The 24,489-nt window shown below is 47.3% G+C and carries 15 protein-coding genes; 4 read left to right on the forward strand and 11 right to left on the reverse strand.

What is annotated here, in order from left to right:
* Window positions 1–7: 7 nt before the first annotated feature.
* On the reverse strand, window positions 8–142 hold the full coding sequence (locus ACSQ8P_RS31730) for a hypothetical protein (RefSeq protein WP_436238828.1): 135 nt from the start codon (window positions 140–142) through the stop codon (window positions 8–10).
* Between the two features lie 167 nt (window positions 143–309).
* Between ACSQ8P_RS31730 and ACSQ8P_RS31735 the strand changes: the two genes are divergently transcribed.
* The 3 genes from ACSQ8P_RS31735 to ACSQ8P_RS31745 all read left to right on the forward strand — a co-directional run bounded on the left by ACSQ8P_RS31735 (window position 310) and on the right by ACSQ8P_RS31745 (window position 5,583).
* Complete coding sequence (locus ACSQ8P_RS31735; RefSeq protein WP_436238829.1) at window positions 310–909, forward strand: TetR/AcrR family transcriptional regulator; 600 nt, start codon at window positions 310–312, stop codon at window positions 907–909.
* A gap of 63 nt (window positions 910–972) precedes the next feature.
* Window positions 973–2,373: an MFS transporter gene (locus ACSQ8P_RS31740; RefSeq protein WP_436238830.1), complete on the forward strand. Its 1,401-nt coding sequence runs from the start codon at window positions 973–975 to the stop codon at window positions 2,371–2,373.
* A gap of 108 nt (window positions 2,374–2,481) precedes the next feature.
* The gene (locus ACSQ8P_RS31745; RefSeq protein ID WP_436238831.1) at window positions 2,482–5,583 is read left to right on the forward strand and encodes a S8 family serine peptidase; all 3,102 of its coding nucleotides are present in this window, start codon (window positions 2,482–2,484) and stop codon (window positions 5,581–5,583) included.
* Window positions 5,584–5,593: 10 nt separating this feature from the next.
* Here ACSQ8P_RS31745 and ACSQ8P_RS31750 read toward each other — a convergent pair whose 3' ends face one another.
* The 3 genes from ACSQ8P_RS31750 to ACSQ8P_RS31760 all read right to left on the reverse strand — a co-directional run bounded on the left by ACSQ8P_RS31750 (window position 5,594) and on the right by ACSQ8P_RS31760 (window position 9,843).
* Window positions 5,594–5,746: a hypothetical protein gene (locus ACSQ8P_RS31750; protein WP_436238832.1), complete on the reverse strand. Its 153-nt coding sequence runs from the start codon at window positions 5,744–5,746 to the stop codon at window positions 5,594–5,596.
* Between the two features lie 296 nt (window positions 5,747–6,042).
* On the reverse strand, window positions 6,043–7,731 hold the full coding sequence (locus tag ACSQ8P_RS31755; protein ID WP_436238833.1) for a hypothetical protein: 1,689 nt from the start codon (window positions 7,729–7,731) through the stop codon (window positions 6,043–6,045).
* A gap of 33 nt (window positions 7,732–7,764) precedes the next feature.
* Window positions 7,765–9,843 (reverse strand): phage tail protein, encoded by a 2,079-nt coding sequence (locus tag ACSQ8P_RS31760; RefSeq protein WP_436238834.1) that lies wholly within the window; start codon window positions 9,841–9,843, stop codon window positions 7,765–7,767.
* 88 nt (window positions 9,844–9,931) lie between these two features.
* On the opposite strand from ACSQ8P_RS31760, the gene ACSQ8P_RS31765 reads away from it, so the two are divergent.
* Window positions 9,932–10,180 carry a hypothetical protein gene (locus ACSQ8P_RS31765; RefSeq protein ID WP_436238835.1) on the forward strand — a complete coding sequence of 83 codons (249 nt, stop codon included), beginning with the start codon at window positions 9,932–9,934 and terminating at the stop codon, window positions 10,178–10,180.
* 160 nt (window positions 10,181–10,340) lie between these two features.
* Here ACSQ8P_RS31765 and ACSQ8P_RS31770 read toward each other — a convergent pair whose 3' ends face one another.
* The 7 genes from ACSQ8P_RS31770 to ACSQ8P_RS31800 all read right to left on the reverse strand — a co-directional run bounded on the left by ACSQ8P_RS31770 (window position 10,341) and on the right by ACSQ8P_RS31800 (window position 24,414).
* Window positions 10,341–12,575, reverse strand: coding sequence for a putative baseplate assembly protein (locus ACSQ8P_RS31770; RefSeq protein WP_436238836.1), 2,235 nt, complete (start codon window positions 12,573–12,575; stop codon window positions 10,341–10,343).
* Between the two features lie 107 nt (window positions 12,576–12,682).
* On the reverse strand, window positions 12,683–15,757 hold the full coding sequence (locus tag ACSQ8P_RS31775; RefSeq protein WP_436238837.1) for a baseplate J/gp47 family protein: 3,075 nt from the start codon (window positions 15,755–15,757) through the stop codon (window positions 12,683–12,685).
* A gap of 49 nt (window positions 15,758–15,806) precedes the next feature.
* Window positions 15,807–16,208, reverse strand: coding sequence for a GPW/gp25 family protein (locus ACSQ8P_RS31780; RefSeq protein WP_068664321.1), 402 nt, complete (start codon window positions 16,206–16,208; stop codon window positions 15,807–15,809).
* Between the two features lie 17 nt (window positions 16,209–16,225).
* Complete coding sequence (locus ACSQ8P_RS31785) at window positions 16,226–16,951, reverse strand: phage baseplate assembly protein V (RefSeq protein WP_057309158.1); 726 nt, start codon at window positions 16,949–16,951, stop codon at window positions 16,226–16,228.
* Window positions 16,951–18,039: a phage late control D family protein gene (locus ACSQ8P_RS31790; protein WP_436238838.1), complete on the reverse strand. Its 1,089-nt coding sequence runs from the start codon at window positions 18,037–18,039 to the stop codon at window positions 16,951–16,953. The genes ACSQ8P_RS31785 and ACSQ8P_RS31790 overlap by 1 nt, the downstream gene beginning before the upstream one ends.
* A gap of 4 nt (window positions 18,040–18,043) precedes the next feature.
* Window positions 18,044–18,670: a CIS tube protein gene (locus tag ACSQ8P_RS31795; protein WP_436238839.1), complete on the reverse strand. Its 627-nt coding sequence runs from the start codon at window positions 18,668–18,670 to the stop codon at window positions 18,044–18,046.
* A 239-nt stretch (window positions 18,671–18,909) separates the two neighbouring features.
* Entirely contained in the window at window positions 18,910–24,414 is a 5,505-nt protein-coding gene (locus tag ACSQ8P_RS31800; protein WP_436238840.1) for a hypothetical protein, read from the reverse strand.
* Window positions 24,415–24,489 lie beyond the last annotated feature (75 nt).

A 24,489-nucleotide genomic window follows, 5' to 3' on the forward strand; every position in this document is an offset into this window, starting at 1 on the left:
ATGTAGGTTAAGTCTTTTTGCTTTGCACATATCCGATCGTACCCGACCGCTTCTTCCGTGACAATGACCAATTATTGCTTCGTAAATAGTCGAAGACCAAAAAAGAGAAGCCCGTTGTTACAGGTTTCTCCATCGCTTCCATGCACTTTTTTTAACATGTAAGGATCCTTCATATCCATTTATGAGCACTCTCGTTTGTGCTGGCTGTACGCTAACAAGCCCAATCTGAAATCGTCATTGACTATAACGTCTAACCCGTTTAATATAAATGTCAGTGAGTACTGACATTTTGTTCGAAAGAGGGATACCATGAACGACAGCAGTAGCAGCAAGCTGGGAAGCAGCGATAAACTTCTATTAGCAGCACTCCATTTAATCGCGGAAAAAGGCTACAACGGCGTAACGACGCTGGAAATCGCCACCGCGGCTGGCCTCAGCGAGAAGACCTTATTTCGCCATTTTGGCACGAAACAGAAACTTCTCGAAGCGGCTTTCGACCGTTATCATTATGCGGAAGAGATGAAGAAACTGTTTGCCGAGAAGCTCGTCTGGGATTTGGAGACAGATCTTCTCCTCGTGAGTACGACCTATCATGAGATTATGAATAGGAATCGGAAAATGATTCAGATCTCCCTCAAAGAAGATGAGGGTCAATTGCCCGGCTTTCGCGCTCGTACCCAGAAGCATCCTCAACAGCTGTTGGAGATCCTGACAAATTATTTTATCGAAATGTCTGCAAAAGGGAAAATCGTCACAACGAATCCAGAGATGCATGCCTTTACCTTTATTATGATGCATTTTGGGGCTTTCATGAATGATCTTGATGCTCAAAAAAGCTATCCCGGCATTACCTTAGCACCCTTCGTTCAGGAGAGTGTTAAATTATTTGCTAGGGCTTTACGGCCCTAGTTTTTTTCTCACTCACATGACAGTAAGTACTGACAGTCATTCTTTGAAAGGAAGTGCCCTCTTATGGCAATCAAAGCTCCACTGCAAACCGCTGACAAATTAATGCGTGTGCTCATGTTCACCATGACCTTATCCATGATGAGCGGCGTTATGTTCAACATAGCCCTCCCAAAAATCAGTAAGGAATTTGCGCTGACGATAGCCCAAGTGAGCTGGTTATCTTCTGCTTATATTATGATTTACGCCATTGGCGCCGTCACATATGGAAAGCTCGCTGATCGTTATAGATTAAAAGATTTAGTTACTTTCGGACTCCTCCTATTCGCACTAGGCTCCGTAATCGGACTGACGTCGCAAACATTTGGCATGGCGTTAGTTGGCCGATGCTTACAAGCCGCTGGTGCCGCGGTCATTCCGGCTATTGCCATGATTATCCCGTTACGCTACTTCGCTCCCGAGCGAAGAGGAGCTGCCCTTGGCATGACAGCTGTCGGTCTAGCTTTTGGCAATGCGCTTGGGCCTGTTATTGCAGCCCTCATTATAAGCACACTACACTGGCGTTGGTTGTTCGCTGTATCTCTCGTTGTGCTGGTCGCTCTTCCCTTTTACCGCAAATACCTAGGCAATGAACAACCCGTAAGTTCAAGCAAATTCGACTGGATTGGCGGTAGTTTGCTAGGCATCACAATTGCTTTACTGCTGCTCAGCGTGACGAACGGCTTCTGGCTTTTACTCGGCGCACTGCTCGTTCTTGGATTATTCATGGTGCGTATTCGCACCGCGGGTGAGCCATTTATTGCACCGAAGCTATTTCAAAATCGAAAATACACACTCGGGCTTACCCTCTCGTTCCTCATTAGCGGAAGCTGCTGCTCACTCTATGTACTTAGTCCCTTGCTGTTAACGGATGTTCAACAGCTTCCTTCCGTATGGATTGGCTTTGCCTTGGTTCCTGCCGCTGCTGCGTCTGCCCTATTTGGCCGCAGAGGTGGCAAGCTCGCCGATGCCAAAGGCAACTCGTACGTTGCTTACATTGCTTCCAGCTTATTGTTAGCCTGCTTCCTTCTGCTTGCCACATTTACTGGCAGCTCACCGCTGCTTATTGCCGTTTTCCTGGTTCTTGGCAATGTGGGTCAGTCCTTCATCGTCATTGCGGTGAATAATTCCGTTTCCCGAACACTTCCGGCGGATCAGGTCGGCGTGGGGATGGGCATGTTGTCGATGGCCAATTTCATTGGGCAGGGTATTGCCATCGGTCTATATAGTAAGGCCGTCGATCTAGGTTCGGCTTCGATGACTAGCTGGAATCCACTTTTCAGCCAAGGATCTGATACTATTTTTAGCAATATCTATGTTGTGTTGGTCGGTTCACAGCTTATCATACTCGGTCTCTACTATATTTCGTTCGGAAGACAGCAACGTCGAGTAAACACGACTCAACCAAGTGTTTTATCGAATATTTAGAGAACGTCGACATATTCCGACAAATCTCCACCCTCTCGCCATGTAAAATATGAAATGGATCTTTTAATTTCATATTTATATTACATTTACTAGGGGGATGTCATGGTTTTGTATAAAAGAAAGTTACTTCTTGCACTCGTTTCACTCTTTACCGTCTTTAATCTTTCACTTGGATCACTCGGCTTTGCTCAAGAACCGAATGAACTAGCTAGCACATCCACTACACCTTCCTTCAATGAGAACGACATCGTTCCGGGGAAGGTGCTCGTGAAATACAAACAGCCTGCTGCTAACGGCTTCCAGGCATTGTCCGCACGCTCAGCTTCTTCATGGACAACGCTCAGCTTCAGCAATGAGCTTTCTGTCTCAGATAAGCTCGCCGAACTTCAAGAGGATCCGAATGTGGAGTATGCGGAGCCGGTTTATAAATTCCAAATCAGCGGAGTACCTCAGTCTGAAATCACCACTCAATCCATTTATTATGATGGAGATAACATGGCATACATGGAGAATTGGGGTAAAACAGTTACTGAGCTCACGTATGCCTCTTCTAAAACGCCTCAACAATTAAGTTCCCATGTTGTTGTAGCTGTTGTTGATACTGGTATAGATTTAACACACTTAGATCTAAAGGATTCTATCGAACAGGGATATGATTTTGTTAATAACAAAAATACTCCCCAGGACGATAATGGTCATGGAACACACGTGTCTGGGATTATAGCTGCAAAAGCTCATGATATTTCTGGATACACTGGCGTTGCGCCTGGGACTAAAATCATGCCAATTAAGGTTTTGGATCAGAAAGGCGCTGGTACAACAGAAACCGTAATAGCAGGCATTCAATATGCTATTGACCATAATGCTAATATTATTAATTTAAGTTTGGGTTCCGATGAAAACAGTCAGGCTTTACATGAGATAATAAAACAAGCTGTGAGCAGAAATATTTTAGTTGTAGCTGCTGCTGGTAATGGAAGTAATAATTGGATTAAGACCGAATCTGGTCAACTAGACGATCCTCAAACAGATATTACCCGAAAAGCACAAATAACTGACTATCCAGCATTATATGAGGAAGTCATTAGTGTTGGAGCCGTAGAACAACTAGATGACACAAGTTTAACTGTTGCTGATTTTTCAAATACAATAAAAGTTGATGTGGCTGCTCCCGGCGTTAATATTTATAGCACCTATTTAAATAGCGGATATCAAGTTTATGCAGGCACTTCACAAGCAACTCCATTTGTGTCAGGACTTGCTGCCCTCATTAAAGCGAATAACCCTACTATATCTGTTGCGAATATAACTTCACTTATTGAAAATACGGCAACCCCAATGCCTAATTTAAACTTGCCGTTTGCTAATGTGAATCGCTATGGAAATAATGTGTTAGGAGGATCTGACTTCTATGGTAATGGGCTAATCAATGGCAAGAAACTTTTTACACTTCCCAGATTAGAAATCAATCCTGTCATCGGTACTGACAATACGGTCACGTTGAACGTATACGATAAAGATGTTTATGGGAATATAACAGATTCAAACTTTTATGTAAGTGTATATAATTACTCTATTATGGAAGATTCTATTTTTAGGGATGCCATTTTAAGCAGTGATTTAGATGTTAATGGAAGTCTCGTGCATTTAATTAATGGGCAAGGATCTACGACATTCCATTTATCAGACTCTATATCAGCTGCTTACCATTATATCTTTTACGTAGAGGATTCCAGCTACCAAAAACATATACGTTCGAACGAAATAACTCTTATCCAAAAACCAAATATGCCACAAGCAGATCATAACGAAGGTAGTTATAATGAAAATATCACTGTTGCGTTAAGCGGTACGCAGGGTTCAGAAATCAGCTATGTATTACTTAATAGTGACAATGATAAGACAACAAAAACGTATACAGGCCCGATAACCATTAATAAAAATAGTACGCTTGTGACTTATTCCTTAAAAAACCATGTGTATAGTGATACGGCTATATACACGTATACGATTGTTCCGCCAACTATTCCTCCGGTTAAAGCTCCAGTCGTAGGCGGCGGTGGCGGTGGCGGCGGTGGCAGCTCACAACAACCGCCCTCCCTCAATGCCGATGGGAAAATGGCTTATGAGTTCAAACCTGCACACGTTGATTTATTAATATTATTAAATAAAGCTTTGTCAGACTTAACCCTGGATGCCAAAACAAAGGAAAACGTTGATATCCTCTCCGTCGAGATGGATGCTGATATTGTTCAAAAGGCTTCGCAAATGAACAGACCCATCGTTATCGCGTCTAATGATATCAACTTACAGATTCCACCGAATGCTTGGCCGATCAAACTTTCGACTGGCAAAATCCTATTTACATCAAGCAAAACCAATACATCCATCCCGAATTTCACATCAGCATCCGCTATTTATGATTTCTCCGTAACCGAGGATGGGTCGAAGATCAGCACATTCGCTTCACCTGTGAAGGTCACGATTCCTTTTGATACGAAAAAGGTCAAAGATGTTCATAAACTTAGCGTCTATGTCTATGATGAGGCACAAGGTGCTTGGACGCCAATCGACGGCACCCTCAATTCGGATGGCACCATGACGGCTTCACTTGCTCATTTCTCCAAATATGCCGTTCTTGAGAAGCAAAACGATACGATCCTTAAGGACATTAAGGACCATTGGGCACAAAAAGAAATTGAAAACTTGGCTGGCAAAGGGATTATCGATGGCATCGATCAAGACTCCTTCCAACCTGATACCACATTGACAAGAGCACAATTCGTCACTATCATCGCTAAAGCGTTAAAATTACAGCAAAGTGACCAGGCATCCCTATTCCAAGATGTATCCTCGGATGCTTGGTATCGGAATTCCGTCTATGCAGCCTATTCTGCGGGTATTATCAGCGGCATGAGCGAGCAAACCTTTGTTCCGGATGCGCCTATCACGCGGGAACAAATGGCCCTCACCATGGTCAATGCTTATTTACATGCAACAGGTAAAAAGCTTGAAGATATCGTCACCACACAAGAAGTCAAATATGCCGACGAAGGCACGATTAGTACATGGGCTAGATCCTACGTCCGAATCGCTTCTGCCTTAGGTCTACTCAGCGGAACAACAGGGGGACAATTCGCTCCCTCGGATAACGCTTCTAGAGCACAGGCGGCGGTTGTGATTTACCGATTGTTGAACAAAGTACAGTAAGGGCTGTGCGCTAAGTCCAACTACAACAAAACAAGAAATTAAAGTAGGCGGCCAATCGGCCGTCTTCTTTGTACTTGGCAACGTGTTTATGGACCCTTCCCATCATCGCATTAGGCGAAGTGGCTGCTGTAACAACTGGTGAAAACGCGTTAATTCCCTTCATGCAAATCGCGGAACATGATTGCGTCACCCGTATCCTAACGGACAAGGGAGACGTTATTCCACGCAATATGCCCCCTTTTCTGATGTTACGGACAGCAGCGACGTTATCCCATCATTTTGCTTGTCCAACAGGCTTCTTTTCAATAAATAGCGATACTCCTGTCCGTTATCACCATAACTGCCAGCATATATATGAAATAGCAGCATACATGTCCGTTAAGGACTTACCTCCCACGACGACGCCAAAAAAAACCGTCCCGAACAAGTCAAACTTGTTCAGGACGGTCTATTTACATGCTACTCCGCGTCACTACCTGCCGAAGCCGCTTCTCTCATTGCTGACAGCGCTTCGTCCAAGGAATCGCCGCTTCCGCCACTACCTTGCGCTACGCCTGCCATCTCAGCACTGTATGCCCACCAACGCACACGTACATTGCCTTGCTCACCTGATTGCTGCACTTTCACCCCGATACGGAACGTGCCCTTCTGCGGGTATGCGATCGTTCCGATCTTTACTTCAGGTGCATCCGGCTCAAATTCGCTGCCTTTAAATACTTCAGAAGCACCGCCATATACGCGATCGCCACTTGCCAAAATATCGGAGAAAGAATCGCCGTTCCGCTCTTCCAAGCTCGTAATGATCAGTACATTGCCTTCCCCTAATCCGTGAACAATTTCACCGGAATAGAAGCTCTTCATCGCGCGCCCGAATGGCGAAACGGCAATCTTCGTGAAAGGTTCAATCGGGATGTCGACATATCCGCTTACAATGCCTGCAATCCCGCTGCCGCCGCCAGCTGGAATTCCCAAATCGAAAGACAACTCGCTGATCAAGGGGTTGTAATTGACATTCAGCTCTGGCATTTGTCCTGGAGCTAAGGTTTTCACTTTGGACTTCGTTACGAATTGCCCGGACGTTTCTTCCCGATATTGACTCGCTTGACCGAGTCGGTACATAACGGACGTATTGTAGACGTATTCACCGAACGGTACTTGGTCAACACTTTCTATGACATAAGTCGGCCCGACTTGGATCAAACATATTTTGGCCAAATAAATGCACGGCTCCGACGGGGCTTCCAAGGACGCTTCCAAGGATTGCTTCACGAAATCCGACATTAACCGCTCTTTCACCGCTTCAGTCACGATGCTAATTTCACCGATAGATTGTGCTTGCAGCTCTAACTGCCGATCATCCAGCTTCAAAGCCCCTGTACCCGCTTTTACACCAACTGACGCTTTCACGGCAGCAGTACTATCGGCACGAAGCAGCACTTTCATTTCATATTCGCTCTCTTGCGCATCTTGCGGCTCTTGAAACACAATGGTCGTCCCGTTGATCGCCTCTACACGACGAGCATCAAGCTCATATTGGAAGGATAATCTGCCAGCTTTCAGCGTTTTCTCAAAACGCAGCGTCATCTCGAACAATTGCCCCGGATTCACGTAGCGAGGTGTCGTTTGCAGGACACGTACTTGCTTATCCTGATACAGCACAATCGTCTGATCTGACAACGTAGCCAGCGGCAATGAAGCTGGGTCTGGCGCATCCTCACGGATAAACAGACGATAGCTTTCCAACACACGATTATAATCATTAATTTCGTCCGAACGGACGGAAGAGTTCGCTACAGCGTGGACGGGCTCTTTTTCTTTTTCATCATAGGCAATACACAGGTAAACGTTCTTAGCGTACTGATTATTGCTGAACCCATCCATCATGGACAGCTTCATCGTCATCGGAGATGGCACAACAATTTCCCGTCCTAAGGCATCAATGGCGGCACCCATTTCGACCGAAACGGACTTCTCATCCACCGCTACGACCTGCAAGCCGGTTAGAACGCCAGAACCATGCAGCAACCGGTTCATCATTCTGCGTTTATCATTGAAATACTTTTGCTCGGACTCGAAATCTCTGACCGTCAGCAGCTTCCCATAGAAATACCGATTGCGTTCAAACGGGTAATAACGTGATTTTTTCATAACGATCCCCTCACCTTCTCTGACTCATTTCATTTATTCGATTTCGGAATCTAGTCCCAAGCGCGTATGTATATCCATTCGTTTATCACGATCCACATCAATCAGCACAGTGTTGTAAGGCATCGACGAGCGCTGATCGAGGGTTAATAAAGTAGGTTCAGACAAGTACGTATTAATACCTAGGTAGGTATGCATATCCGCATACATCCAAGGCTGCAGCACAATCAATTTGCCTTCGGTATAAGCCGGCTTCTGATCTTCAATAATGTGCTCAATAACTAAGCGCTGTTCATCTGTACGCACACTTTCTGGCCTCAACAGGACACAGAAGGTATACGGATTATCGCCATATAACTGGGTGAAAAGCTGCCGCAGCTCTGACGTTTCTTGCATTTGCTTAAATTGAAAATATTCCAATATGAATGGCTCAGCGCCCGTGTAAATTTGGAGCATATTCAACAAGCCCTCGCGCGTCCCCCGCAGCTTGTATAGCTCTGGCGCCCGCTTGATTAGCTCTCTCAGCTTCTTCTCACCCCAGGCCTCGTGCTCCGTAATGGCAAGCCAACCGCCCAACCATTCCAAGTACGGCCCCGACACCGCATCCGGATCAAAATGACCCGAAATCCGATCAATCGTATCCTCCATATCGTCAAAAAACGTACTAAACATCGCTAGGAATCGCTCCAGGAAAGGGCTATGTTCCTCATCCTGCTGATACATCGGGGGCAAATACGCGATAAGTGAGGTGCGAGGGTAATACACCCTCAACTTACGAATAAACGGTGATTTCTGCTCACTGCCGACGAGCTCGATTTTGAACCAAAGATATCGACCCTTCGCATTCATCAGCAGCGCATCCTTCGGATTCAGAATCGGCTCCGACCATAGGTCACGCGTCGCTCTTAGCTTTTCTTTGACCGAGATATCCGGATCTGTGAAATAGCTGGTGAGATTTACGTAATCGCCATCAACCATCCCTTCACTTGCATCCGAGGCAAAGTACGAAAACCGAACCTGCGTCTCCTCTGGGATATCTGCTTCTAGACGTATTTTGTGCCACGTCGTCTCCGTCTCGGTCGTATCGAGATCAGATGAGAAGTATACTGCCTCCGGCAATTGCGTATCCTCTAGCAGCATCGTTCGAGCTCGAAGGTCCAGCAAGCTGATCTGACCGCTCATACGATCAAACACATACAGTCGATTACGACCATCCTGCACTAATTTATCCGTTCGTCCTCGGAAGCCTGTTACCTTATCCAAGGGGGTGCCGTTGCCGCGATATTTTAAAATAAACCGCTCCGTCACACCCTCTTGCTGCGCGTAACCGCTATCCCCTATATAGAGATTATGATTCGTATCAATGGAAATTCCAGCAAATCGCCCCTCCTGCTCCAATTGGAAATGGAACGGCTCTCGCCCATCTTCATGGAACACCGTCACCGACCGAAGCTGGTTATCCAGTAGGGCAATAGTGCCATCTGCTGCCGCAGTAAAATAGCGCTCCTGCAACTTCGAAATCGGAATTGCTTCCGGCATACGATGTGCGTCATGCTCATACACACGTATCACTTCACCAGCCGAGTTCCACTGTATAATGCCAATCCGACCGTCCTTCGGGACTTCGGGACTTCCATTCATACCAACCGCAATGTCCAGAGGAACCGCCATAAATAGCGTATTCGCGGTTTGAAGCTTCGTATTCAGGGATAGTGGATATAAACTTAAACCATCCCAATCTTGAACCGCCCACATGGTCTGACCATTCGAGATGGAGTAGACAGCAAGCCTTCTCTCCGTACCCTCACTGCTATCTGCAATCACGAGAAGATCCGACATCGATGCAAGCATCGCTTGCGAGCTAAATAATTCGTGACCATGGCGAAACAGTAACTCCCTGTGTCGGCTTTCATCATCATAAATCCACACATTCGCTGACTCATCTAGCAAAATCAACTTACGGCCAGGCCCCACCGTCATCTCGCAAATAGGCGGAATCCCTTCCAGCTCATCTGTGCGAACGATGCGATGAATGCTATACTTCTCCGACTGCTGAATCGAAAAACCCTGCTCCAGCATATGAACATTCGCATCAAAGCCTTCTTCCCAATCCATTCTCTTGTTTAGCGAAAAAAATGTTTGTCCATCCTGCATCGTTCGTCACCTCTTTTCTATGGTTTGCTTCTATGGGTACAATTAGAAAGTGCAAATTCAATTAACAACGGCAACTACAACTACAACTACAACTACAACTACAACTACAACTACAACTACAACTGCAACTGTAACTGCAACCACAACCTGCCCTGGCCAACTCTTCGCCGCCCCAAACAAATTAAATGGATTTTATGTTGCTAATTTTGCTGATTCTCCCCATCTGGGAGCATTAGATGGATTTCCTACAGTTAATTTCCGCCAAAATCCACCAAACAGCCAATCTTGCTCAAATTAACTGTACATTTTCCATCTAATCGCTAAAGCTCAGGTAATACGGCAAAATTAGCTGTATATTTTGCATCTATTTGAAAGCTAGCTACTCAACTGATCACTACTTCTACTTCTACTTCTACTTCTACTTAACACACATCCCCAACCGCCAGCCACACCGGCACCTACAAATCCGTCTGACTAATCGTTTCGATCTCATGATTGCCGGAGTAGACTAACGCATACGGCGGGATATGAATATCCCCAGCGCCATCTTTGTGGAAGCCCGTGCCTTCGGCATCGAGCCAAATGTCCTGCACATACACGACACCTTTGATGCGGGAAATGACGCCGTAAATATCTCCCTTATACACGGTCCGTCCAAAACGCCAACCCTCCGCGCCCTGGCCATGATCCATAGGTTGAAGCAGATTTTTGAGCTCGAGCGCGATGCGCCGTTGCTCGTTCTTATACTTCGGCTCCATCACCACCACAGCGTGGACGGTGATTTTGATATACTCCGCTGGAATGACATGCAGCTCCGTTGTCAAAAGCCGATGCCGATCCAGATGCAGCTTGATCGTCTGCAAGAAGCCCTTACCAGCCTTCGGCTTGTCGCTCTCGCTGTAAGGCACAACCACCACGGTCATCTGCGCCGGCGCCGATACCCGCGGGAAATCCCGCATCCCCGGCTTATACAGCGGGATCGCCTTCACCCGCGCGACGCGGAGACCCGGCGCCGCCTTCGCGAGCGCCTCGTAGTCCTCGGCGGTCACCGCGCGCGTTGGCGCAGCCAGCTCGCGCTGCACGCGCAGCTTCGCTTGCGCAAGCGTCTCCGCTTCCAGGCCGCCACGCGCCGGGAACGGATTCGTCACGCTCACGCCTGGCGAAGCCGTGAACCCCGTCACGAGGCCGTCCTTCACGTTGCCTCGCACGCCCCCGCCTGCCTGCAAGACCAGGAACCGAATGTTCGGTTCCCCGGACTTGCGCGGCACTAACCCCGCTTCGTTATTCCCGAAGCGGATCGTGCCTGCAGCGGCGTCGTAGACGTAGTGGCGGTCCGTTGACTTCGAGTTATCGAAGTCATCCACGGCCGTCCAGTCGTCCCAGACGAAGTCATCCTCACCACGCGGACGGTAACCAACCTGCAGCAGCATGCTGCTAGGCTTATACACACGTCCACGGCTAATCTCAAAGGTCTGCCCAGGCAGACCTTTGCTGCCTCCCACATACCGGCTGTAGTCAAACTCAGCCGTATAAGCAACAAGCCGCACCCGCTGCGCACCCTGCGGCGGGATACTGCCATACACCCCGTCGCCGAAGCGAAGACGGGTCATCCTACGGGCCGAATCCTGCTGCAGTTCGCAGCAGAGATCAGTAGGCCCGCAGGCACTTAAGTCAGCGACCGTGTGCCAGTCGCGCCAACGCCCCTGCTCGTCCAGCACTTGAATCGTGTGCAGGCCGTTATAAGCAAGATGCGAGCTTAGCTCGAAGCTTTGCCCAGGCTCACCTGAGCTGCTAAAAGCCGTCACTTCGCTAAAGGTTTCCTGTTCCACAGCCCTAACAGCATTGAGCGTGATTTTCTCAATTTTGGGAGCAAGCTCATAGCCGTCCTCCTCCAATGTACAGCAGATCCAATAGCGGCTACGATCATCAGCCGGATACAAGGACATCGGTTTCATTTCCGAAGTAATAAAAAACTTAAACTCCCCGCTTTGCGATAGATGAACCGTGGAATCGCTCTTTGGCTCAATCGGCAGCCAGCTCTCCGACTGTCCATCTCCGCCTGCACCTGCGAAAGACCAAGCTACTTTCGCTGATGAAATCATCGGCGCCATCTTTTCTGCATGATGACTTACGGTCACAGGGTAACGATCAAACAAATTAAAATAGATCGAAATCTCCGTATTCATTGGCAATGCTTGATCAAAACCAAGATACAGATGAGCTCCCTTGCGAGCATCAGCACCAAAAGCATAGTAAGCAATTTTGGCCTGATTGTTCGACGTATAATCGGCAGCAGCTGTTTCCGTACGTACGAGCACCTTCTCCAATGCAGCTGGAACTAACTGTACCGTATTCTGCGTCTCAAAACGCAGATCCATCGCGGTCAGCGGTGTCCCTTTAGGGAGCACAAGCTGCTGCGTAGCGCCAGTAAACGTCACATCGCAAACCGCGGACACCGCATCGCGAGGACGAATCCCCAACAGCTTTAGAAACTTACGTTCACTGCGCTCCGTCACCCGATTTAAGTAATACTGCTGCATCTCAGTCATCCATGACATTAACTCCAGCAGCGTAATCCCGGGATCATGCTCATTCTCATCTGTCCATTCTGGAAAAAGCTTCGGAATCGACTTCCGCGCCTCCATCACCATTTGTTCGAACATCCGGTCATCTAAATTGGGAATTGGCAGCACTTGTGCTCACCTCCTTAAAGTTTTCTTTAGAAAACTGACTTCGTAAGCATACACTTAAGTTTTCGTTAGAAAACTAGCTTCGTAAGAGTACGCTTTATGTTTTTTTCCTAAAGTACGTTCACAACCACCTTGTGCTTTCCGCTCACAATAATGCTATGCGGCAGCGAAGGCAGACGATTAACATCCAACTCCACGCGCTCGCCGTCTTCAATTTTGTAGACAGTCATATACAGCTTTTCGACATGGCTGATCGCCCGAATCGATTTTAACAGCGCGTAAAAGACGGAAGGATGAATCTGCGCACCGATAGCCCAACCTTTATTATCAAAATTACCCGTCAACGGATCAAGGAATCGATTTAATTTCTCAATCGCCTGAATTTCCGTGAGAACGACCGTATCCATTCCCTCAACAGCGACAACAGCAGAAACCGATATTTCCATATACACCGGCTCAATGACCTGTAAGCGTTCCGGGAAAGCAACTAGACTTGAGGCACGCCCTAGAATGAATCGTTCCACTTGTTTTTTCAGCTCAGGAAACGTTGAACTGCCTTGTTGACCCTCTTTTGGCAAAATAACAAGCGTCATCGCTCCGATTTCTTTCTGCATATATGCATTCCGATTCGGAATACACGTCACCTTCGCGATGTTCGGATAGGCTTCTCTAGCCAGCCACTCATAGTCTTTGGACGAAACAGCTCGGTTACGATGCTTCAACATCTCTGGCCCCCGCACTAGCGCAGACTCCAGCTTCTCAGCCTGACAGCCGCCCGATGCAGGTTCAGGGTTATATACCTCTCCCACAAAAGCAATCGAATCCTGCATCTGATTGATCTGACGAGCAGCGACATTACCGATTTGGCCCATTGTAACTTGGTAGGTGACCTTCAATTGCTCTAGTCCGCCCTTCGGTGGGTGCATCCCATGAACACCATCCCCAACACGTATGCGTCCAAAGGTGTGGTCAATCACATAATGTCGATCTCGGCTACTCGATAACGTCAAATCGCGAACAGCCGTCCAACGAACCCATACTTGCAGAATATTACCTTCAGAATCACGGCGAATGTCCATGAGAGGTGCTCCAGATAACTCGTACTCAGAGATATCCTCTTCCGTCACAAACTCGGTCTCATCCACCCATACTTCCTCCGATACGATTCCTTGCCTGCTCAGCTGATATTCCGTTTCTTCCAGTCCTTTAACCTCAGGAACTTCACCTATAATTGTCTCCTGCTGGAGGACATAAACCGTATTCATATACACGCCCTGAATCGTGGGAATCTGTACGCGCCCCGTCACATCATCATAGATATCATCCCGATTCGTAGCCCGAATCCAGTAACCCTCTTGACCGAATAAAGAGACGCCTGCAAAATCAGATGGACCCACGAACTGGACCGTTCCGCTTTGCGTCAAGCCTTTCGTTTCATCAATAACCTTGAGTGCCACCCACTCCGGTGGAGCTCCTGGGAGCAAGCCTGCCCGCAAATATTCCCACTCCAGCATAGGGACATCATGCTCCGAGAATCGCTGTTGTTTAATCGAGACGAATATCGAAATTGGACCTCTCACAGGCGGTGTATCAAAAGAAAAACATAGTGCTGGATGGCTTCCCTCCAAAGGCTGGAAGGGTTCAAATCCGCCTGCCAATTGACGGCTATGCTTGGTCCGTTCTTCGAAAACCGTGTTATTGAAGGACAAACAGCGTTCCGCTTGATAAAGACGATCCTCATATTGATAGGTCAGCGCTACTTCGTCTATCCAAGGTGATAGATATAAGGCCTGTGCGATATACGCATTTTCGATATGTAAGATCCGTGCTCGGATCCAGCGGTTCTCATTCCCGTTCACATAGGTAGCCTGGAGATCAGGTGGACAGCGGAATTCAATCTCTTTGCGTACTTTTTGTTGCACAGGGTAGTAGAAGAGCTTCTCCGCATCCTTGCCCACATCAAGCCGTACCCACGTCGTACCATTCCAATATTCCCAAGCCACTTGAAGAACCGTCACATGCACAACAGGTGCTTTATCGAACTTATTCTTCTTCATGACCATTTTCCAGTCAACTTGATCCGCGTTTTCTGCTCCAAAACGATTCTCAATCGCCTGCAGCCCGAAGCTTAGCTTAATATCACCATTGGTTTTCGTGAACACTTCCTGACTGCCAATATAAAAGGAGCCATACAGAGCGAATTGATCACCAAATGGATAGAACCCCGAAGGATCCGCATCAATATCATTGTAAAACATCTGATCAGGCTGAATACCACCCGTTTCGAGTGTATCCACATAGTCTGTTTTGAAAGAAATATGATCCATAGAAAGTCTGCTGTCAGCGAGCGTAGTACGACCCGATTGGTGTGGCTTTAATCGACATTGAATCCAGCGACCGCTTAGGCCATTCACTTCTTTGGGAGCAAGCTCTTTACGGACACTTTTGAGCAAAATAACCCGATTTCCCTTCGCTTCCACGGCGTCAAATTCATGCCAACCATCTGCTGTTGCGTACAGCCACTCGGTAAGTTCGGGATCTGCGAGTTGACTGGCCATCGCGAATTCCTCAAAACGCTTCGTCGAGTTGCGGAATTCGATCTCAATTTGTGCCGGATTGGTCAGGGTGAAGAGTGAGCTGTGCTCTAAATACAGGGCATGCTCCTGTAAATTGTCGCCATCCTGAAGACGAAACAACTTCTTCGGCGCTGCATAGCCTTGACGACTTGCAACTAAGAACTCATCCGCAATCCTGACAATGATATCCTGTTTACGACTCGTCACATAAATGCTCGAGAGCACGGCCGGCGTCAGTAACGCACTGCGTGCCGTTTCATATAGAATCGTATCGGCCTCTATTGCAGCGGCAATTTGCGTGCCAGCCGAAATGAACACAGATTCTTTCGTTCCTTCATTCAATGCAAATGTCAGGTAACTGCTAGCCGGTCTTGCTGGAAGCAGCGTGACATCGAACATATTCAGAAACGAGATCAGGTTCTTCGTAGGTACCCGATTCAATCGTTTAATATTGTCGTGAAACATATCAGCAAACATCAGGAATAGCGCTGAACCCGGATCCGGGTTCTCAGGCGTAAATCGCCACTCAGGCGTATAATACGGCGCCATTTCCTTCATTTGGGCGATCAGATCAGGTATGTCTCTGGGATCAATTTTGGGAGGTTGCACAGCTCCACCTCCTCTCTACACGTATCGTCATCGCTTCCGCATCCTCTTTCTATTTCGAACCTTCAAATAAATAAAACGGATAGACTTGGTTAAACAAGTTGTTCGTTGTACGCACCTGATAGGCAATATGAATCATGACTTTAGCGGGATCATCCGCTTCAGGAATGGCCTTCACTTCAACCTCGTGAACCCGCGGTTCCCAGTTGCGAATCGCTTCTTCAATATTACTTTGCAGCAAATGAAGAGTGGTATCGTCGGTTAGGCCAAAAATAAATTCCTGAACACCGCATCCAAAAGAAGGACGCATAACACGTTCTCCTTGCGTGGTGCCCAAAATTACGCGAATCGCTTCAGCGATGTCTTCCTCATACTCGGACATTCGGATTCTTCCTGTTGCAGGATCAACCTGAATCGGGAATTTCCATCCTCGTCCCAAAAATGCTTCCGACATCTCGCCACGCCCTCTCGCTAATTAATTTTGACCATGCTGCCTTTAATGTTGATGATACCATCGGACTTCAGATCTAAAGTCGCCCCTGCTTTCAAAGCCATTGTTGCTGAAGCTTCTATGTTAATTTGCGTAGATTTAATTTTGATTTCCTTCGTGCTTTCAATGCCGACCTCGCCTTTGGCGTTCAAGGTAATCTTCGATGTTTGGCTGACGACCGAAATTTCATTCGCCGATCCGCCTTTGATCAGAATCTTATTGTTCCCGCTGGAATCAGCAATCGAAATGCTCTGATCCTTGTCCTTAAGTTCAATGATCTGGCCTTTTTTCGTCTTCACTGTGATACTCTCGTCACCGCTCTTATCATTGAAAGACAGCTCATGACCTGATTTTGTTTTAATCATACGCAAATCATTCTTCTCTGCGGGTGTTGGCGGCATATTTTTCGGATTCCACAGCATACCAATCACGAATGGCATCCGCAGCTCGCCTAAATGAAAAGCAACCAACACCTCATCCCCAACCTCCGGGATAAATAGACTGCCCATTTCCTTACCGCCCATTAACGTCGCGATACGGACCCAATCTGTCTCTGTTTCGGTTTCTTGCATCGGCAGCTTAAGCTTTACACGTCCCATTTTATCAGGATCGGTGTTATTCGTAACCACAGCCACCATGACGCCGCCAATCTTCTGACTGGCAAAATCGGATATGCCACCAATTGTAATATCGGGAGTTTTGAACATTAGACCGCATTCCCTCCCAGCTGAAACCGAGTTGTATAACCTTCATCATCAAAAATATGGGTTGCTCCCGTAATATAATACGGTTGGTCGAACGTCTTGCCAACGCCACTGAGCTTGATATAACGCCCCGCGCGAATCTCTGGAATCCCAATGCATTCCCCGCTGCCGCTAACCAGCTTCATGGCTCGGCGATTTAATATCGCATCTGCGTAGCTTTTCGCTTCCTCCACAGAGGTTACATTCGTATACATATGCTCGATGAAATCACCTTTTGAGCCTAAAATATCCTTGCCCGTCTTGCTGTTACCACCGAGCTTCGTCACGCTGGCTGATTTGCCTTCGATGACTTTTAATTCTTTATTATCCCAAGCTCGTACTGTTACGCCCGTAATTTGCTCGGCCAAATTGTGATCTATCATTAAGCTGCGGAGCGTCTTTCCCATTTCCAACGTCATCACGGCTGTCATCGCCGTTAATGGCTTACGGAAATACAAATTTTTCCCCACAACGAAGAAATCATAGTTAACTAAATTCGCTAGATTTTGAATGAAGTGATAGTCATTGATCTGACTCTGTGAAAGTGCCGGAAATACCGTTGTCGTGGCATCCACATTGGTTTTGAAGCCATATGTTTTGGCGATTTCTTCAACGACCTCACTGTATTTCTTCTTATTCCAAGAGCGAGACTTCGTCCCTTTCATCATGAGATAAGAAATATCCATCCCACGAACAACGAGACCAGGGGCGCCGTCTTCGGGAAAATCCACGACGACAGAAGTAATTTGTCCCGTAAAAACAGCGGTAAATTTGTCTACATAACCTAGGCCGATATCAATGGCTTTACCTAATGAGAACGTAGATAGCCATTGAAATTCATTCTTCGTAATATCGTACGCATTTGCTACTCGAAAAGAAAAAGAGTCAGCCGTGCCATCAATCGTTGTCTCCACACGTAGATTATCCAGTGCGATATCATCGGACAGTTTCGTGCCATCCACTTTAATATCGTAATATGGGGCGTAAAAATCACCATATTTTTTGGCCAGGTCGTCAAAGGTAAAAGAACTCGTATCCAGATCTAAGGCCATCGGCTTAATCCAACCTCGGAACTGAAATGCGGCGTCCCGTGGCTACTTTCATTGGATTATCGATCCCATTCGCTTTGGCGATTTCTCGCCACATCGTTGGATCCTCGTACTCATTGGCAGCTATCGTCCACAGTTGATCCCCTTGATTAAGCATCTTCAACTTCGTTCGATCTGCCGAATGACGCGGAATTTGCTTTAGTTGATCTTTCTTGCTTAGTGTGGATTTAAATGTCACTTTCAGCTTAGCCCTCACTGGTACTCCTGTATCTAGGAACATCGTAAAATGCTGATTCACATTCACGACGACACCTTTGAAATCCAAGGAACCCCAGACGAAACGGCAAAGCGGCGGTGCATGAATTTCCTTTTCTACATCGAGGAGACCTGAAATTTTCTTCGTTAGCAGTCGAACGTCCGTACCTTTTTCATAGGTGTCAAAATAAAAATCCATCGTAAGTGACGTCGTCCCCCCGCTAACGAATTGAGCGATTGGCATGGACAGACCCGGCACTGTTTTCCAAGAATATTCATTACCGGTGTCGATTGTATACTCGCCCGGATTGAACATGACTTGCACATTTTCGGTTTTGCTGCCTTTGTGAACGATAATCATTGCTTTCTTGAGCGCCATAGGAATCTGTCCTTTCTGCCATAATAATTAATTACATATCGAGTGTGGCTTGCTGGAGTTAGTCGGTTTCATCGACCAATTTCACTAGAATTGCCGCTGGAGTGCTGGAGTTAGTCGGTTTTATCGACTAACTTCACTACAATTGCCACCGGCGCGCTCGAGTTAGTCGGTTTTATCGACTAACTCCTCTCCTTGTGGAGAAATATAGTCAATTTATTATGTGAAATTTATATAAAAGCTTATATTCCTCGGCGTTGCCGTTCGAATTTCATTTTTTTCTCGATTTCGCGGTACACTTTATCTGCGATCTTGGAGATGTCTAGCTGTGGAATCTGCTTGATCAGCTCCTTCAACTGCTCTTCGCTTAGCTCCGGCGGCGTCTGATCGACAGGCGCTGTTGGCATTGGTTCTGAGTCTGCGCTCGTTTTGGTGCGCAGCCAGTCCATGTCCAGCGGTGCGTTCGCAAGTTGACTCGTTGGAGCTTGTTTATGCTCCAGCATGCTGAGTGGTGAAGCAAGATGCTCTTGACTTGCTGATTGCAGGAGCACGTTCATAGGTGACGAGCCTTGGTGGCTCGCGCCGATGGACGGCTGCTGCGTGCGGGACTGCATCGGCACGCTCATCGCTGGCGTGCCTTGGTGCATGTCGGCGGCGTTGCCTTGCATACCGCCGACGGTTCTGGCAAACCGCTGCACCTGCGTGGGCAGCGGCTTGGTTAATGCAGCAGCAGCCCAGCCTTGGCTGCTGCTGTTCGTGATGCTGGCGCTACTTAACGCGCCAGTTGTTGCTGCGGCGGCTCCGCCAGAGGCAGCCGCCTGTAGGAGACTGCCCGTCCCGCGGGCGGGCAGTCGGTGTTCCGCTGCGGCAGGCGAAGCCGCAGCCATCCCCGCAGGAGCAGCGCGAAGCGCTCCTGCGCTGCTCGCCAGCAGCGGCATGACACGCGGTGTCATGCTCGTGCTCTGGCGAGCCCTCGGCGCGCGTGCGGCGCGCGCGGCCGTGACCGTCTCTGCGGCCCGCGAAGCGGCCGCAGGCTCTAGCCCTTGCGCGCGCTGCTCTTCTACCTGCGCGCTCACCATAGCCCTAATGGTTTGCTCCGCCGAATCCACTTGGAAGCGATCCGCTTCCAAGTGGTTCTCCGAACCATGCGCTTCCCGCATAGGCGCGCGCTCACTGCCATCGACAGCTACGCGTCTCTGGACATGTTCGGCTTGCGCCCCAGTCCGATGTACTGCGCTACGCTTTGGCGAAGTTTGGGAAGCCGCAGGCTGGGTAACACCTTGCCTAATTCTCGTCTCACTCGTCCGTTGAATCGGATTGCCAGTACCAATGCTTCCTGTACTTTGTATCCGGTTCGAACTTTCCATCGTATTCTGACCAAGCCTCTGACGGCTGGTTAGCTCAACAGATCGCTTAATCTGAGACGAACTTGTTGTTCCTACAGAAGCGCGTTGCACAGATCGTATTGATTCTGAATCAACTGCTCTGTCCGTCCGTCCTTCTGTCTCACGTATAGAAACTTGTCTTGCATTCTGCCTGATTTCGTTCTCAGGTGATCTTTGCACAAGATTTCTACGTACGAGTTCACCCGATGCACTACGTGATTGAACGTTGTCTGCTTGATTAGCTCTTCTTACCTGAATACCATTCGTAATCCCTAGCGAGCGTTGAACGAGCTTTCCTAATACTAAATTGCTTATACTTCTAGCTTGCAGAGGATGTTCAATTCCGTTGATCTGATTCGATTGCCTGCTTTTTTCTACAAAATACGGCCGTTGCATAAGCTCCCCACGTACAACCTCTCTTGCCGGCTGACTAAGTTGCGTATCCACCGCTCCATCCATTCGTCTCAATTGAATCTCTGCAGCAGCATCGGAATTCTGTTGTTCGATATGTGCATCCATTCTGCTAGTTGGATTTCGATTCTCCCTGACCGAAGAAGTCCGTGCTACTACTTCCCCTGATACAGGTTCACTTGTTAGTTCAAGGCTTTCAGCACTGGTATGCTGTCTCTCGTCCTTCTGATCAGCATCAGCTAACCGCTGCACACTTCCTTGCTCCGCAGCACTTATCATTTCCAATGGCTGCGTATAATCCGAACCGTTTGCTCGTCTTGTTACCGTGCCATTCTCTATTCGTCCTGCCCGAAGTGTAAGCTGATCTCTCACCCATGAACCAGTTGAACGCGAAATCGTGGTATCACTTTCACTACTTGTTAAAGATGATTTGGTACGAGTGCTAAGTGTTGGTTTTCGCGATATAAACTGTCCTAAGTCGATATTACGCTGGATACTAGCTCGCTGCTCTCTCACCTGATTAACACGGGACGGACTTCCAGCTCGCCTAACCATAACTAGAGGAGTCAGACTAGCTGATTGAACAACTCCAAGCTCCGTTGTTTCATTCGTTGGTTTGACAGTAGCGTTTTCTTTGACACTTGATTTCACTTTACTTGCTCCAACAGTACTGTGAGGCCCATTCTCCCTCGACGCTTCTGTTGAAACAAGGCTGCGACCCTCTTGAACTAAACTAGCTGGTTGGTGTAAGCTGCGTTGAAGTAGCTGCGAACCGTCCAGTGCAACTTTGCTTGAATTCACGAAGGTCATGCTGCTTTGTGCCACCTTTGCTGCGATTTCAGCGGCTAAGGTTCGTCTGATTGTCATCCCTTGTGGACCCGATCCTGCATGATCCACTCTCAAATCAGGCTGTTGTTGATCTGCCATCCTGTTGTTGCTTACTCCGGATGGGCGTAATGTAGTCCGCAATAGACGAACAACTTCTCTGTTTTCTGTACTTCTCTGTTGTATAGGTGTTGAAAGCAAAGTTCCTATGGATCGAGCGCTCGCTCCTGCGATTCTAGCTGCAATCTCAGGGGTTAACTTTCCAGTAGGACTCTTCTCACTTACCACTATCATATTGCTTTCAAGCTGGTCTTCTTGCTTTATCTGTTGTTGTCTAGTCTTATCTTCTTGCAGCCCTTGTGATATTCCCAGCTCTCGTTGGATATGTAGGCTTTGACTATCTACGCTTCGATTCTCCTGTTGACGGTGCAGCCGAGTACTTCCACGCTGTTCCTTTCCGTTGAAAGTTCGACTAGTATTCCTAGGAACTATGGCAGATTCTCTTATACGCTGATCTCTAAGCTTACTTGTTGATCTAGCCAACACATCTGTACCTAGATCAGGTTTAACTACGTTTACGGATAATTGGGCAGAAGCCCTATTAGTTACGGCTTGCTTGCCATCTTTGTTAACACTATTTGTACTCCTAATGAGAGAATCGTTATTAGAAGAGGGTTGTCTTTGTATGGTAACGAGCTGCTGCAACCAGCTCTCGTTGCTTTGAATTTTCTGAGCCTTTGGACGTCTATTTTCCATAAGCACAGGCTTCCTGTACATCTGACTCGGATGAGCTGTCACAACCTCAACGTGTCTGGATGCTGCTTTTTCCTGCTCTGGCATTCCCACAGTCTCAGAATCGGATATCGTCTTCTCCAGTAATTGCACATCTGAAGGAATAGGTGAACTCTCGTGGGAGCCGACGATTGTTTCTTTCGTTGTTTCTTTACTTGTCTGTGGGACACCGCTATTTTTGCGTGGTCGTCCTCTTTTTCGCTTAACAGGCTGCTCAATCGGTTGCAAAATCACAGATTCTGCAATGTCCACATCTTGCTTTTGTTGCTCTTGTTTAGCTTGTTGAACTTGCTCTACCTGCCCTAGTTGCTGCTTTTGTTGAACGCGTTGCTCTTCTTGCCCTAGATTAACTTGAGGCTCACGTTGTAAGCCAAGTTCATTAGTGTTTTGTGTTGCTTGTAGTTCAGACACTTCATGCGAATCATCTCTAACTTGCCTCTGGTTGTGATCTTGTCGTTCCCGCTCATGCGCTAGACTAGCAGTCTGCTCATTCTCTTGTAGTTCTTCTCGTTGTACCCGTTGCTTCGCTGCTTGCTGCTCATCCAACACTTCACGTTGTGCTCGTTGTTGAATTTCCTGCTGCTTTTGTAGCTCTACTCTTTGTCTACGCTGTTGTGCTTCCTGCTGCTCTTGCAACTCTTCCCGTTGTACCCGTAGTTGAACTTCTTGCTGCTCTTGTTGAATACGCAGTTGTTCGATCACTGGCGACTGACTTGACGCAGCTTCCTGAAGCCTTATTTCATCACGTTCTTGTTGTAATTGTTGGACTACTTCTGTTAGTGCCCCTTGCTCTTGCAACACATGTGAAGACGGCTTTGGCTGAGCGGCTTCCTGTTGCTCACCTGCCTTACGCCAAATCCTTGTCGTGCTCGCATCAAATTCCCTATTTCTAGAACGACTAGGACTAGTTGAATTTACAGAAGCATGCATAGATCTAGGTAAACGTGAAGTTAAGCTTGCAGCATTAATTGCCATTGGTTGTAGGCTGGAAGAAAGAAACCCCTTCGCAATGGAAGATTCACTTCTTCTTGTGCGTATTGAACTTTCTGCCTGATCTAGTTTAGCGGGTTGTTGTTTACTCGCTTGTGCATCCTGCCCTTCAGCATGTTTGCGTAGTAAACTACGAATAAAGCGAACCGTACTTGGCGATGATTCTTCCGAAAAAGGACCCTCTCCCAGCTTTAACGGCTTTCTAATTCCAATTGTTTGTGGATCTGTAAAACTCGATCTTGGCAGCTCGGAATCACTCATGTTGCGTGAACCTTGCTGTGACGACCCGCTGTGACTCATTGGTGTTTGCGCTACCTCTTGTAAGATCAGCTTAGCCACACTCAAAAAAGAAGGATTCGACTGCAGCAAGGTTTGCCCAGATAAACGGACACCAAAAGCCTCATCGTCGTTTCGTCCCAAACTCAACTTCCCAGACTGGAACTGCTCAAGCCAAACGGAAGTACTTCGAATGGCGTCCACATGCTGAGCGACGTTAGAATGATTCGCCCTAACTGTTGTATGTCCATCCTGCTCACGTGAACGAACTAGACTGCTATCCTTGTTGTCACGTAAAGCTTGTTTATATAATAAATTTACTGTTTTCTGGCTACTATTCGTTGTATGACCTGTATGTTGAACGCCATTCACCGTAGGGCTCGGTTGATTCATCTTGCTGCTTGTAGAATGAGCTAACATACCTATCGAAGCAACGAGCTGCCTCATCGAACGCTGCATAATCGGTGAGTTTCGTTTATTAACGACGTTAATTGTTTCTTGTTTAGATTGTGCAAAATTACGTTTAGCGGCATTAATCATTTCTTGTTCCGCTAGGATTTGGGCTGCTAATTCCTTCTCCTTCTTGCTTTTACGTCCCCTCTTCTTCTTGACAGGCACATCAACGGCTGCCGGTGTTTGTTCAGAGGACACTCTTTTTTCTTCTTTTTGACTTTCATCAATGAGGTCTTGCTTCGGTAACCGATATCCACTTTGTGTCACTAACTTCTGAATTTGCTGAATCGTTTGCTGCTTCGTAATAAAAGGTGCTGAGTCTGGATGTTTCAAACTTTGCAGTTGTAGCTGTAATTGCAGAATCCAAGCCCGATCACTAGGGTTCTTGATAGATGCTAATTCTTTGTCTGTCAGTAATCCTTTGCTCTTAAAAATAAGAGCAAACATACCTAAATAATTATTCCGATCGAATCCATACTTGCCCATAATGCCTGAAGCAAACAGCTTCGCCTGACGAGAAGTCTGACCAACAGTTGTCGTGCGTTTACCTTCAGCAAAGCGTAATGAACCCTTCTTCTTGTTCCTACGGGGTTTATGCGATTGTCGAGAGTTCATGAACAATCCCCCTAAAAGTTTTCGTCAGAAAACTGACTTCGTAAGCATATGCTTGTACTGGTACTTGAATTTCCT

The sequence above is a fragment of the Paenibacillus sp. LjRoot153 genome (genome assembly GCF_964253085.1).
In the GTDB taxonomy this organism is placed as follows: Bacteria; Bacillota; Bacilli; order Paenibacillales; family NBRC-103111; genus Paenibacillus_E.

Excerpts from the sequence above, each read along its gene's own strand:
- ACSQ8P_RS31755 (WP_436238833.1), bottom strand. The coding sequence starts at position 7,731 with ATGAAAAAATCACGTTATTACCCGTTTGAACGCAATCGGTATTTCTAT.
- ACSQ8P_RS31740 (WP_436238830.1), top strand. The coding sequence starts at position 973 with ATGGCAATCAAAGCTCCACTGCAAACCGCTGACAAATTAATGCGTGTG.
- ACSQ8P_RS31800 (WP_436238840.1), bottom strand. The coding sequence starts at position 24,414 with ATGAACTCTCGACAATCGCATAAACCCCGTAGGAACAAGAAGAAGGGT.
- ACSQ8P_RS31750 (WP_436238832.1), bottom strand. The coding sequence starts at position 5,746 with ATGAAGGGAATTAACGCGTTTTCACCAGTTGTTACAGCAGCCACTTCG.
- ACSQ8P_RS31730 (WP_436238828.1), bottom strand. The coding sequence starts at position 142 with ATGGAAGCGATGGAGAAACCTGTAACAACGGGCTTCTCTTTTTTGGTC.
- ACSQ8P_RS31780 (WP_068664321.1), bottom strand. The coding sequence starts at position 16,208 with ATGTCGGAAGCATTTTTGGGACGAGGATGGAAATTCCCGATTCAGGTT.
- ACSQ8P_RS31790 (WP_436238838.1), bottom strand. The coding sequence starts at position 18,039 with ATGGCCTTAGATCTGGATACGAGTTCTTTTACCTTTGACGACCTGGCC.
- ACSQ8P_RS31760 (WP_436238834.1), bottom strand. The coding sequence starts at position 9,843 with ATGGATTGGGAAGAAGGCTTTGATGCGAATGTTCATATGCTGGAGCAG.
- ACSQ8P_RS31735 (WP_436238829.1), top strand. The coding sequence starts at position 310 with ATGAACGACAGCAGTAGCAGCAAGCTGGGAAGCAGCGATAAACTTCTA.
- ACSQ8P_RS31795 (WP_436238839.1), bottom strand. The coding sequence starts at position 18,670 with ATGGCGCTCAAGAAAGCAATGATTATCGTTCACAAAGGCAGCAAAACC.
- ACSQ8P_RS31785 (WP_057309158.1), bottom strand. The coding sequence starts at position 16,951 with ATGTTCAAAACTCCCGATATTACAATTGGTGGCATATCCGATTTTGCC.